This is a genomic window from Streptomyces pseudogriseolus (assembly GCA_002154585.1).
Taxonomy (GTDB): Bacteria; Actinomycetota; Actinomycetes; order Streptomycetales; family Streptomycetaceae; genus Streptomyces; species Streptomyces pseudogriseolus.
In genome coordinates this window covers 15020-27772 of sequence record MUNG01000084.1, presented here as the reverse complement: position 1 = coordinate 27772, position 12753 = coordinate 15020, and the positions used below count along the sequence as shown (strand labels likewise).

Below are 12753 nucleotides of genomic sequence, written 5' to 3'. Positions count from 1 at the left end.
CGCCGGCCGGCTGGCCGTGCTCACCCCGCGCGAACGCGAGATGGTGGCGCTGGTGGCGACCGGCCTGTCCAACCAGGAGATCGCCGAGCGGATGGTCCTCAGTCCGTTCACCGTGCGCGCCCATGTGCAGCGCGCCATGACGAAGCTGGAAGCCCGCGACCGCGCGCAGCTCGTCGTCATCGCCTATCGGACCGGCCTGGCCCGGGTCGCCCCGGAGGACGAGGCCGGGCGCTCCTCGTAGTCGGGCAGGGTCAGGGCGGTGTGGGCCGGGCGGGGCCGCGCGTCGGGCAGGGTGTCGAGGGTGCGCAGCCGGGCGTCGCGCTGTTCCAGGGCGCGGGCGGTGACGGGAAAGAGCGTGGCGCCGCCCTCGTCGACGAGGGCCTGGTTGGCCGTCACGTACGGGCGCATGCGGTCCTCGTAGGCGGCGAAGGCGGCCGTGTGGTCGCGGTGGGCGGCCAGGGCGTGGGCGAGCACGTAGGCGCCGGACAGCGCGAGGCTGGTGCCCTGGCCGGTGAGGAACGACGGAGCGTACGCGGCGTCGCCGACGAGGGCGGTGCGGCCCTGTGTCCAGCGGGGCATGCGGATCTGTCCGGCCGTGTCGAAGAACAGGTCGTCGGTGTCGCGCATCGCGGCCACCATGCGGGGGATCTCCCAGCCCTCGCCCGCGAACACTTCGGCGACCAGCTCCCGTTGGGCCGCCGGGTCGCGCAGGGCGTCCCGCGGGGGCTCCGGCCGGTGGAAAGTGAGGAAGCCGTGCACCTCGGGGCCGTCGCCGGTGGCGTAGAGGGCGGCGGCCTTCCCCGGGGCGTTCCACAGCACCAGTTCACGGTCGAGGCGCCCGGGGTTGGGCAGGGTGAAGAGGGCGAAGCAGTAGGCGAGGTAGCGGTGGTGACGGTCCTCGGGGCCGAACAGGGCGGCCCGGGTGGCCGAGTGCATGCCGTCCGCGCCGATCACCAGGTCGTACGTGTCCTGCCGCCCGCTGCGGAAGGTGACGTCGACGCCGTGCGCGGCCGGGGCGAAGGCGGAGACGGAGTCGCCGAAGCGGAACTCCACGTCGTCGCGGACCAGCCCGTACAGGGCGTCGGCGAGGTCGCCCCGCCGTATCTCCAGGTCGCGGGGTTCGCTCTGGCCGGCATGGGCCCGGAGCGAGGCGACGGTGCGGCCGGCGGCGTCGAGGAAGGTGGCGCGCCGGGGACCGACGTGCGCCTGGCGCAGCCACGGCCACAGGCCCATCCGGCGGATCACCTCGGTGGCCGTGCCGCGGATGTCGACGGGGTAGCCGCCGCGCAGGGCGCCGGCCTTCTCCACGACGGTGACCGCGAACCCGGCGCGGTGCAGCCAGTGGGCGAGGGCGGGGCCGGAGACGCTGGCTCCGGAGATCAGGACGGTGCGCGGGGTGGTCATGAACGGGTTCCTTCCTTCGTGGAGGTGTGCGTGGACTCGACGGGGTGCGCGGAATCCTCGAGGTGTGTGGAATCGGCGGGGCGCGCGGCATCCGCGGGGTGCGGCGCGGAACCGGAGGCGCGCGTGCCCTTCGCCGCGCGGGCGAGGAGCAGGCCGAGCGCCGCGGCGACGCCGGTGACGGCGAAGCCGGTGGTGAAGGCGGCCTCGGTGGGCAGTCCGGTGCCGGCGTCGGTCCCGGCGGCGAGCAGCCCGCCCGCGATCTGGGCGCCGACGACGACCCCGATCACCCGGGTGACGACGAGCAGGCTGGTGGCGATGCCGGTGTCCCCGGGGTCGACGGCGGTGGCGACGCCCGCCAGCAGCGCGGTGGTGGCGATGCCCGCGGCGAACGCGGTCAGCGTCTTGGCGAGGGCGAGCTGCCAGGCGGAGTCGTGCTGGGCCGCCAGGGCGAACATGGTGGCGGCGGTGACCAGGGCGGCCACGGCGACCACGGCACGGGCGCCGAACCTCCGGGCGGCGACCCCGCCGACCGCGTCGCTCATGGCTCCGGCGATGGCGCCGGGCAGCAGGTAGAGGCCGATGTCGGTGGTGCCGGCGTCGAAGCCGTAGCCGTCGCCGGAGACGGCGAGGAGCTGCGGCAGCAGCAGGGTGACCATGCCGAGGGTGACGGTGACCAGCAGGGTGAGCAGGGACGCCTGCCACATCGCGGGCCGGGCGAGCATGCGCAGGTCGACCATCGGGGAGACGGCGCGGCGCTCGACGCGGACCCAGGCGGTGGCGAGCAGGGCGACGAGCGCGAGCAGCCCGCCCGCGGCGAGGGGCGGGAGGCCGCCGCCGGTCAGCAGGACGAGGCCGAGCATGAAGGCGAGCAGGGTGACGCTCAGCAGGACCACGCCGGGCCAGTCGATCCGCTCGTCGTGCCGGACGGGCGCGTCGGACGGCATCAGCCGCGCCACGAGGACGGTCGCCGCGACGACCACGAGGGTGGGCAGCACGAACATCCAGTGCCAGGACAGGTGGTCGGCGATCAGTCCTGCGCCGAGCATGCCGAGCATGCTGCCGCCGGTGAACAGGGCGACGACCACGCCGATCGCCGCCTGGGTGCGCCCGGCCGGCAGATGGGCGCGGACCAGGATGAAGGACAGCGGCAGCACGCCGACCATCGCGCCCTGGAGGACCTGGCCGACCAGCAGCAGCGGCAGTCCGGGGGCCAGTCCGGCCAGCAGTCCGCCGGTGGCGACCACGGCCATCAGCCGGAGCAGGACGCGTTTGCCGCCGTAGCGGTCGCCGAGCTTCCCGGCGACGGGGGTGAGGACCGCGCCGGTGACGAGCAGCGTGTTGGCGACCAGCGCGCCCTCGGAGGGGCCGAGCCCGAGCTCGCGCTGGAGCAGCGGGAGCGCGGGTTCCACCACGGACTGGAGCGCGCCCAGGGCGAGCGCCAGCACCCCGAGGGCGGCGATCGCGGGCCGCCCCAAACGCGGCGGCGTGAGCAGGGTGTCGGACATGGACGTCCCGTTCTCGTAGGGGTCGGTGAGCACCCCCAACGGTTCCGTCCGACGGCCCCCGCGGGCATCGTCGCCCGTCACCGTCCTCGCCTGGTGCGCGCGCACCGGACCGTGAGCTCCCCTGGTGCCTCGGGACGACACGGGCCGTCGGCGGCCTACGAGTTGAACGTGTTCAAAAAAGTCACTACAGTCATCACCGTCAGCGTTTTGAACGCGTTCAAGAAGGGGTGGGGCATGGACCGCACCGTCATCGCCTACGTCATCTACCTGGTGGTCAGCATCGGGCTGACCGTCTGGGTGGCCCGCACGCTCAGCCGTAACGGACGGGTCTTCCTCTCCGACGTGCTGCACGGCGACGAGAAGCTCGCGGACGCCGTCAACCACCTTCTGGTGGTGGGCTTCTACCTCGTGAACTTCGGCTTCGTCGCCCTCTACCTCAGCGACGACGACACCGTCACCGACACCCGCGGCGTCTTCGAGGCGCTCTCCGCCAAGCTGGGCGTGGTGCTGCTGGTCCTGGGCGTGATGCACCTGGCCAACGTGTACGTGCTGAACCGCATCCGGCGGCGCGGGATGATGCAGCGGGAGCAGAACCCGCCGGTGCCCCCGCAGGGCTGGACAGCCCCGGCGGTCCAGGCGTGAGCGCGGTCTCCGGCCGGCCAACGCCCCCGGGGGCGCGGGGCACCGCGCGCCCGGCCCCCGACGGGCCGCACCCGGCGTGCGACTCGGTGAGGCACCCCCGCGGCCGCGGGCCCGGTGTCCCGGTCCGCGGGCTGACCGTGCTGTACGACGCGGGCTGCCCGCTGTGCACGTACGTCCGCGACTGGCTGGCGAAGCGGCCGCAGCTCGTCCCCCTGCGGTTCGTGCCCGCGGGGTCGCCGGCCGCTCGGCAGCTCTTCCCCGGCCTCGACCACGGGTCCACGCTGTCGGAGATCACCGTGGTCGGGGACGGCGGGCAGGTGTACCGGGGCGCGGCCGCCTGGATCGTCACCCTGTGGGCGCTGCGCGACCACCGGCGGCTGGCGCACCGGCTGAGCACGCCCGCGGGGATGCCGCTCGCCAAGGGCGCGGTGCTGGCCGCCGCCAGGTGGCGCGGCGCCACGGCCTCGTGGGGCGGCCGGGTGTACCGCCAGGGCGACGGGTGGACGTACGACCCGCGCGACGGCTGGCACCGTACCCCGCCGGGCTGCGGCTCCGACGCCTGCGCCGCCCCGAGGGCCGCGCCCGGCGGACGTTAGGCTCTGCCCGTGCCCGCGAAGAACGACGGCCCCGACCCCGGCGCCCACCTCAGCAAGTCCGAGCAGACCCGCGCCCTGATCCTGGAGACGGCCATGCGGCTGTTCCAGGAGCGCGGCTACGACCGGACCACCATGCGGGCGATCGCCAAGGAGGCCGGGGTCTCCGTCGGCAACGCGTACTACTACTTCGAGGGCAAGGAACACCTGATCCAGGGGTTCTACGACCGGATCGCCGCCGAGCACCAGGTGGCGGTCCGGGAGATCCTGGCCCGGGAGACCGACCTGGAGGCCCGCCTCGCCGGGGTGCTGAAGGCGTGGCTGGACATCGCCACGCCCTACCACGAGTTCGCGGTGCAGTTCTTCAAGAACGCCGCCGACCCGGACAGCCCGCTCAGCCCCTTCTCGCCGGAGTCGGAGCACGCGCGCCAGGAGGCGATCAGCGTGCACCGGGCGGTGCTGGCCGGCACGAAGGCCAAGGTGCCCGAGGAACTACGGGACATCCTGCCCGAGTTGATGTGGCTGTCCCAGATGGGGCTGTGCCTGTACTGGATCTTCGACCGCACCGAGGGCCGTGAGCGCAGTTACCGGCTCGCCGAGCGGGGCGCCCGGCTCACCGCGCGGGGCGTCGCCCTGGCCCGGTTCCGGGTGCTGCGGCCGCTGGTGCGGGACGTGCACGAGCTGTTCACGGAGTTCCTCCCCGGGATGACCCGGGCGCTGCCCGACCCCGCCGGCCGGAAGACCTCCGGCCGGCGGGGCGAGGACACCGCGGACGACGGGCACGAGCGCCCCGACGACGACGGCTGACAGCGGCGTCAGTTGACGATGTCCACCTCGCCGGGCGTGAGTTCCACGTCGTGCACGTGCGGCCCGTTTCCGACGGTCACGTGCGCCGCCCGCGCCCCGTACGGCGAGGCCGACACCGCCAGCAGATAGGTGCCCGGCGCCGGGACCGCCACGATGTACGCCCCGTCGGCGAGGGACGCCACCCGGTCCAGCTGACGGCCGCCGGGCGTGAGCAGCGTGACGGACGCGCCCCGCACCGGCTCGCCCTCCGGGGTGCGGACGAACCCGTGCACCACCGAGGCCGCCCCGTCCCCGGCCGTCTCCTCCGGTACGGGAACGGGGGTGGCGGCTTCGTTGTCCTCCTTCGGCTCGACGGCGAGGTGCGGCAGCCGCTTCTCCAGCCCGGCCGGCAGCCACCAGTTGGACCGCCCCAGCAGATGCATCACCGCCGGGACCAGCGCGGTGCGCAGCACGAACGCGTCCAGCGCGACCGCGGCGGCCAGTCCCACGCCCGCCATGGCGGCGCCGTAGTCGCCGCTGAGCACGAAGGCGAGGAACACGCAGACCATGATCAGGGCCGCGGAGTTGATGACCCGGCTGGTCTCCGCGAGGCCGACCCGCACCGCGCGGGCGTTGTCCCGGGTGTGCACCCATTCCTCGTGCATCCGGCTCACCAGGAACACCTGGTAGTCCATGGACAGCCCGAACAGCAGCGACAGCATGATGATCGGCAGGAACGACGCGATCGGGCCCTCCGTGCCGAGACCCAGCACGTCCAGTCCGACGCCCCACTGGAACACCGTCACCAGCACGCCGAACGAGGCCGCCGCCGCGAGCAGGTTCATCACGGCGGCCGTCAGCGGCACCACCAGCGAGCGGAACGCGAGCAGCAGGAGCAGGAAGCCCAGGCCGATGATCGTGCCGACGAACAGCGGCAGCCGGTCCCCGGTCACCGAGGCGAAGTCCTTCGACACCGCGGTCACACCGCCGACATGGGCGTCGACGCCCGCGGCGGGGATGACGTCCTCGCGCAGGGTGTCGATCAGCCGGTCCGTCTCCACGTCCTGCGGGGAGGTGGTGGGCACCACCTGGATGACGCTGACCCCGTTCGCGGGCGGGGCCGCCGCCACCTGGGCGACGCCCTCGGTGTCCTCGACCGCCCGGATCAGCCCGGTGGGCGCCGCGCCGTCCACGACCACCTGGAGCGGCCCGTTGAAGCCGGGCCCGAAGCCCTCGGCGAGCAGGTCGTAGGCCTTGCGGGTGGTGGTCGAGGCGTCGTCGTTGCCCTGGTCCACGGTGCCCAGGCGCAGCGACAGCAGCGGCACCGCGAGCGCGGCCATCAGCACCACCGCCACGGCGGCCACCGCGCGCGGCCTGCGCTGCACGGTCGCCGACCAGCGCGCGGCGAGCCCGCCCACCGGCTCCGCCTTCGCCTCAGAGGCGGCGAGCCGGCGGCGCTGGCGGCGGCTGAGCACCCGGTGCCCGAGCACGCCGAGCAGCGCGGGCAGCAGGGTGACGGCGGCGAGCACGCTGAGCACCACCGTCAGGGAGGTGCCGATGACCACGCCGTCCAGGAACCGCAGGTTCGTCACCAGCATCCCGGCGAGCGCGATGCACACCGTGCCGCCCGCGAACAGCACCGCCCGGCCCGAGGTGTCGAGCGCGGCGACCGCGGCCTCCTCCGGGTCCTTGCCGCTCAGGATGCCGCGCCGGTGCCGGGTGACGATGAACAGGGCGTAGTCGATGCCGACGCCCAGGCCGATCAGGGTGGCCAGCAGCGACGCCAGTTCGGGGACGTTGGTGACATGGCTGATCAGCTGGGTGCCGAACATGCCGCCGGCGACGCCGAACACGGCGACCACGATCGGCAGCAGCATCGCGAACACCGACCCGAACGCGACGAACAGCACCACGGCCGCCGCGAGGATGCCGACCAGCTCGGCCGTGCCCGTCGGCGGCTCCTGCACGCGTGCGATCGCCTGGCCGCCCAGTTCCACCTGGAGCCCGTCGCCCGCCGCGGCCTGCGCCGTGTCGACGACGTCCTGCACCAGCTCCTTCGGCACCGCGTCCGCCTGCTCGGCGAACGTCACCTGCGCGTAGGCGATCCGCCCGTCCTCGCTGATCTGCGCCGCGCCCCGCGCGTCGTAGGGTCCGGCGACCGCGCCGACGCCCTCCATGCGCCCGATCTCCGCGAGCGCCGTCTCCATCCGGAAGCGCACCGCCGCGTCCCGCACGGTGCCCTCGTCGGTCTTCCACACCACGGTGTCCGTGTCCCCGGAGCGCTCCGGGAACGCGGTGCGCATCAGGTCGTAGGCCCGCTTGGAGTCCGTGTCCGGGAGGGAGAAGACCTCCGCGTAGTTCGTGCCCGCGCTGCTCGCCGTCACGCCCAGTCCGAACAGCGCCCCCACCCACAGCACCAGGACCACCAGCCGATGCCGATAGCACCAGCGTGCCAATACCGCCACGTGTCCGCTCCTTCGTCGCTCGGTCGGTCCCCCGGGTCCTGGCAGCAGAATCGGCGGCGGCACCCGCCCGGGGACACGGCTCGCCCGGGACTCTCAAGGAACTCCAAAGCGGCAACGGGCACTTCGCCGGACGGTCACGCCGATACTGGAGGGCATGACGACAACTCCCGGCACCGTGCTGGTCGTGGAGGACGAGGAGAGCATCGCGGACGTCCTCGCGATCGCGCTGCGCTACCACCGCTTCGAGGTCATGACCGCTGGCACGGTCCGTGAGGCGCTCGCGCTCACCGAGCACACGTCCCCCGACTGCGCGCTGCTCGACGTGATGCTGCCGGACGGCGACGGCCGCGCGCTGGGCCGCGAACTGCGCGGGCGCAGGCCGCAGACGGCCCTCGTCTTCCTCACCGCGCGGGACGCGCCCGCCGAGATCGTCGGGGCGCTCGGCTTCGGCGACGACTACATCACCAAGCCGTTCAACATCGACGAGGTCGTCGCCCGCATCACCGCCGTGCTGCGCCGCACCCGGCCCGCCGACGTGCTGCCGCAGCGCGCCCCGCTGCGCCACGGCGACCTGGAGCTCGACGAGACGACGTACTCGGTGCGCCGCGCCGGCCGCAGCGTCGAGCTCACCCCCACCGAGTACGCGCTGCTGCGCTTCCTGGTGCGCAACGCCGGCCGGATCGTGCCCAAGGAGCAACTGCTGCGGCACGTCTGGCAGTACGAGCACGCCCCGCAGGAGTCGACCGTCGTGGAGACCTACATCAGCTATCTGCGCCGCAAGCTGGACACCCTCGGCCCGCCGCTGATCACCACCCGGCGCGGCGTCGGGTACGGGCTGACGTGACCCCGCGCATACGCCTCCCGCGCCCCGGCCGCACCCGGGTGCGGTCGCTGCGCGCCCAGCTCACGGTGGCGAACGTGGTGCTGCTGGCCCTGGGCATCGTCGCCGCGACGGCGGTGAGCGTGCTCGGCATGCGCTACTACCTGCTCGACCAGATCGACACCGAGCTGCTCGGCACCCGTGACTCGCTCGGCGGCTCCGAGCTGACGCTGCGGCAGATCGACTCGCTGAGCGCGCTGAGCTTCTTCCGCGACCGGGTGGACCCGGAGTGGAACCGGGACGGCGACGACCCCGACTCGGTCTTCGCCGCCGTGGACCGCAAGGGCGAGCCGGTGCCCGTGTTCGGCTTCGCCCCGTCCCGGGTCCAGCGCGACCTGGCGGACGCCGTGGGCGACCCGGAGCCGCTGATCCGGGACGCGGAGCCCCGGGACGTCAGCGTGCGCGGCAACGTCTACCGGGTCACCGCCACCCGCCTCGCCGACGGCACCGGCGTCCTGATCGCCGGCTCCACCGAGCCGCTGCACGAGGGCGTCGCCAGGGCGGTCAAGCTGGACCTGGCCATCGGCACGCTGCTGCTGCTGGTGCTGGCCTGCCTCACCATGGTCGGGGTACGGCGTCGGATGCGGCCGCTGGAGGACATGGTGGAGACCTCCTCGGCGATCGCCGAGGGCGACCTGACCCGGCGGGTGCCGTCCAGCTCCGACACCTCGCTGGAGGTGGAGCAGCTGCGGCTGGCGCTCAACTCGATGCTCCAGCAGGTGGAGTCGGCGTACCGCACCAGGGAGCGCAGCGCGGCACAGCTGCGGCGGTTCGTCGCCGACGCCTCGCACGAACTGCGCACCCCGCTGGCCGCGATCCGCGGCTACCTCCAGCTCTACGAGCGGGGCATGCTGCGCGACCCCACGGAACGCAAGCGGGCCTGGGACCGGATGACCGCCGAGTCCGACCGGATGGGGCGGCTGGTCGACGAACTGCTGGTGCTGGCCCGCCTCGACCAGCGCCCGGAACTGCGGAAACGGAACGTGGACGTGTGCCGGCTGGTCCGGGACGCGGCGCAGGACCTCCGGGTGCAGCAGCCGGACCGCCCGGTACGGGTGGACGCGGACGGCACCATCCTGGTCCACGCCGACGAGGCGGGCCTGCGTCAGGTGCTGGGCAACCTGGTCGGCAACGTACGCACGCACACCCCGCCGGACGTGCCGGTGTGCCTCACGGTCTCCCGTACGGACGGCGAGGTACGGCTGCGGGTCACGGACGAGGGCCCGGGCCTGACGCCGGAGGACGCGGCCCGGGTCTTCGACCGCTTCTTCCGCGCGGGCGGCGGCGCGGGCAGCGGCCTGGGCATGGCCATAGTCCAGGGCGTGATCCGCGCCCACGAAGGCACGGTAACGGTGGACACGGCCCCGGGCGAGGGCCTGACGGCCACGGTGACCCTCCCGGCACGCTAGGCCGACGCAACTACGGGCAACCGCACCTCGCTGCGGGCAGTCGTGCCGCTGGGGCGATGGGGGTACCTCCCGCTCGAGCGAAGCCGAGAGTGGGGGAGGGTGGGCGCAGCGGCACCCCGTAGGCGCCGGGCTGCGTGACCCGCCCCCCACGGCCACCGGGGTGCCACGAGTTGTCGCACGCCGGGTGCGGGACCTCCGTGGCTGATCGCGCGGTTCCCCGCGCCCCTTCAGGCGTCTGCACTGGCCGCCCACCTGTCTGGCCCGCGACATCTCGTGCCGGGAGCCCGCGCCACGCGCACCCTCACGTCCGAAGGGCCCCCAGCCGTGGTGGCTGGGGGCCCTTCGGGGCGTGCGTGGGGTCAGGGCCGGGTCAGCGGACGTCTCCCATCAGGGACTTCACCTTGTTGCGGTACATCCAGACCGCGATGCCCGCGACGACCGCGAGGGTCGCTTCCAGGGCGACGATGCCCGTCTTGTTGAGGTCGACGCCGGCGATGGACAGCAGGCCCGTCGTGGCGTCGCCGGCGGTGACGGCGAGGAACCAGACGCCCATCATCTGCGAGGCGTACTTCGCGGGGGCCATCTTCGTGGTGACCGACAGGCCGACCGGGGAGAGCAGCAGCTCGCCGACGGTCTGCGTGAAGTAGATCGCCACCAGCCACAGCGCCGCGGCCTTGTGACCGCCCTCGGCGATCGACAGGGGGGCCAGGAAGAGGAAGAAGGACACGCCGACCAGGGTCAGACCGGACGCGAACTTCACGATCGTGCTCGGCTCCTTGCCGCGCCGGTTCAGCGCGAGCCAGATCCAGGCGAAGACCGGGGCCAGCGCCATGATCAGCACCGGGTTGACCGATTGGTACCAGGAGACCGGGAAGTCCCAGCCGAGCACGCTGTTCTCGGCCGACGAGTCGGCGAAGATCGACAGCGTCGAGCCGCCCTGGTCGTAGATCATCCAGAAGATCGCCGCGGCGACGAAGAACCAGATGTACGCGGACATCTTCGACTGCTCGGTGCGGTCGAGGTCCTTGTCGCGCTTGATGCGCGCCAGCACCATCACGGGGATGATCACGCCGAGCAGGGTCAGCGGGACCAGGATCCAGTTCAGGGTGTAGTGGCCGGAGAAGCCGACGATCGCGTACGCCACGACGGCGATGCCCGCCCACAGCGCGGCCTTGCGCAGCGTGGAGGCCTTCTCCTCGGCCGACAGCGGCTTCGGGACGACGCTGGACCGCGCGTCCAGGTGGCGGCTGCCCAGCAGGAACTGCGTGACGCCCAGACCCATGCCGAGCGCGGCCAGCGCGAAGCCCAGGTGCCAGTTGACGTTCTCACCGATGGTGCCGATGATCAGCGGCGCGGCGAAGGCACCGAGGTTGATGCCCATGTAGAAGACGGTGAAGCCACCGTCCCGGCGCGGGTCGTCCGGGCCCTGGTAGAGCTGGCCGACCATCGTGGAGATGTTGGCCTTCAGCAGGCCGGAGCCGATCGCGACGAGGCCGAGACCGCCGTAGAAGGTGCCCGAGAAGGGCAGGGCCAGCGTCAGGTGGCCCAGCATGATGACGCCGCCGGCGACGGCGACGGTCTTGCGGGGGCCCCAGACCCGGTCGCCGAACCAGCCGCCGGGCATGGCGAGCAGGTACACCAGCGACAGGTACACCGAGTAGATGGCGGTGGCGGTGCCCGCGCTCAGACCGAGACCGCCCGGCGCGACGAGGTACAGCGGGAGCAGAGCCCTCATGCCGTAGTAGGAGAAACGCTCCCACATCTCGGTCATGAAGAGTGTGGCCAGTCCGCGGGGGTGGCCGAAGAAGGTCTTCTCGGACCCGGGGGTGCCCGGGGTGACCGAGTCCTTCGTCAGGCTGGACGCCATGGTCGTTCCTTGCTGTCGGGACGCGTCGCGCGAGACGGGTACGCGCCCGGTGGGGGGCTGGCCGGCACCGGCGGGCCGCACCGTCCGCCCCACGCCCGGGGGTGCCGCCCCGGATCACTGATCACGGAGCGGCGGACGGCGACCACCGGGATCCACGCCCCCGACGCGCGTCGACGCGCGGTGAGGGCCCGGCCACAGGTCATTCCTTCAGGGACCGGCAGCGTGTGCCGGCCCGCACACGAAAGAGACCCTCAGCGTCAAGTGCCGCCGAAGGTCCCCGTGGTGCAACAGGCGTTGGTTCACCATACGGCAGGACACTGCCGGATATGGAAGGACTTGAGACGCGAATCACAGGTTTCGAAGGAACCGTGATCGACTATTCGAAGGTCCGTCCAGCATCGCACCTCGCACCCGCAGGTCGGTGCCAGGGGCCCGGCGGTGAGAATCGGGTGAGACGACGGTGAGAACCGAGCCCGGCGATCACACCCCTGCGGCTCGGGCCACGGGACTACCATCATCCGCATGACCCGTGTACTGCTCGCCGAGGACGACGCGTCCATCTCGGAGCCGCTGGCCCGCGCCCTGCGCCGGGAGGGCTACGAAGTCGAGGTGCGTGAGGACGGACCCGCCGCTCTGGACGCCGGAATGCAGGGCGGCGTCGACCTGGTCGTGCTGGACCTCGGGCTGCCGGGCATGGACGGCCTGGAGGTCGCCCGCCGGCTCCGCGCCGAGGGGCACACGGTCCCTCTGCTGATCCTCACCGCGCGCGCCGACGAGGTGGACACCGTCGTCGGCCTGGACGCGGGCGCCGACGACTACGTCACCAAGCCGTTCCGCCTCGCCGAGCTGCTGGCCAGGGTTCGGGCCCTGCTGCGGCGCGGCGCCGCCGAGCCGCAGCAGCCGCCCGCGACCCACGGCGTGCGCATCGACGTCGAGTCGCACCGCGCGTGGATGGGCGACGAGGAGCTGCAGCTCACCGCCAAGGAGTTCGACCTGCTGCGGGTGCTGGTGCGCGACGCGGGCCGGGTCGTCACCCGCGACCAGCTGATGCGCGAGGTCTGGGACACCACCTGGTGGTCCTCCACCAAGACCCTCGACATGCACATCTCCTGGCTGCGCAAGAAGCTCGGCGACGACGCGGCCAACCCCCGTTACATCGCCACCGTGCGCGGCGTGGGCTTCCGTTTCGAGAAGAGCTGAAC

11 protein-coding genes are annotated in these 12753 nt (G+C 73.0%); 7 read left to right on the top strand and 4 right to left on the bottom strand.

Translation table 11 applies throughout. The features are described from left to right. Positions 1-241: response regulator transcription factor (locus CCN29_RS35690; protein ID WP_442538281.1), on the top strand; the 241-nt coding region annotated here is incomplete at its 5' end. Here the strand turns inward: CCN29_RS35690 and CCN29_RS09245 are convergent. Next, the gene (locus tag CCN29_RS09245; protein ID WP_086680937.1) at positions 184-1404 is read right to left on the bottom strand and encodes an FAD-dependent monooxygenase; all 1221 of its coding nucleotides are present in this window, start codon (positions 1402-1404) and stop codon (positions 184-186) included. The two genes, CCN29_RS35690 and CCN29_RS09245, sit on opposite strands and share 58 nt — an antisense overlap. Next, a complete protein-coding gene (locus tag CCN29_RS09240; protein WP_442538285.1) occupies positions 1401-2909 on the bottom strand; it encodes an MFS transporter in 1509 nt (502 codons plus the stop codon). Before CCN29_RS09240 ends, CCN29_RS09245 begins: the two co-directional genes overlap by 4 nt. Before the next feature lie 234 nt (positions 2910-3143). Between CCN29_RS09240 and CCN29_RS09235 the strand changes: the two genes are divergently transcribed. From CCN29_RS09235 to CCN29_RS09225, 3 genes are all read left to right on the top strand, one after another. Then, positions 3144-3551, top strand: a complete 408-nt coding sequence (locus CCN29_RS09235; protein WP_006133453.1) for a hypothetical protein — start codon at positions 3144-3146, stop codon at positions 3549-3551. An 86-nt stretch (positions 3552-3637) separates the two neighbouring features. Further along, positions 3638-4147 carry a thiol-disulfide oxidoreductase DCC family protein gene (locus CCN29_RS09230; RefSeq protein WP_006133454.1) on the top strand — a complete coding sequence of 170 codons (510 nt, stop codon included), beginning with the start codon at positions 3638-3640 and terminating at the stop codon, positions 4145-4147. A gap of 9 nt (positions 4148-4156) precedes the next feature. Beyond that, complete coding sequence (locus tag CCN29_RS09225; RefSeq protein WP_086680933.1) at positions 4157-4951, top strand: TetR/AcrR family transcriptional regulator; 795 nt, start codon at positions 4157-4159, stop codon at positions 4949-4951. Positions 4952-4959: 8 nt separating this feature from the next. Here CCN29_RS09225 and CCN29_RS09220 read toward each other — a convergent pair whose 3' ends face one another. Next, a complete protein-coding gene (locus tag CCN29_RS09220) occupies positions 4960-7386 on the bottom strand; it encodes an MMPL family transporter (RefSeq protein ID WP_086680931.1) in 2427 nt (808 codons plus the stop codon). Positions 7387-7549: 163 nt separating this feature from the next. Between CCN29_RS09220 and CCN29_RS09215 the strand changes: the two genes are divergently transcribed. Then, entirely contained in the window at positions 7550-8239 is a 690-nt protein-coding gene (locus tag CCN29_RS09215; RefSeq protein ID WP_031017174.1) for a response regulator transcription factor, read from the top strand. Continuing rightward, entirely contained in the window at positions 8236-9684 is a 1449-nt protein-coding gene (locus CCN29_RS09210) for a sensor histidine kinase (protein ID WP_006133461.1), read from the top strand. Before CCN29_RS09215 ends, CCN29_RS09210 begins: the two co-directional genes overlap by 4 nt. A 370-nt stretch (positions 9685-10054) precedes the next feature. Here the strand turns inward: CCN29_RS09210 and CCN29_RS09205 are convergent, their stop codons facing one another. Next, a complete protein-coding gene (locus tag CCN29_RS09205) occupies positions 10055-11551 on the bottom strand; it encodes an oligopeptide:H+ symporter (RefSeq protein ID WP_031022039.1) in 1497 nt (498 codons plus the stop codon). 522 nt (positions 11552-12073) lie between these two features. Here CCN29_RS09205 and CCN29_RS09200 point away from each other — a divergent pair. Continuing rightward, the gene (locus CCN29_RS09200) at positions 12074-12751 is read left to right on the top strand and encodes a response regulator transcription factor (RefSeq protein WP_031022041.1); all 678 of its coding nucleotides are present in this window, start codon (positions 12074-12076) and stop codon (positions 12749-12751) included. Positions 12752-12753 lie beyond the last annotated feature (2 nt).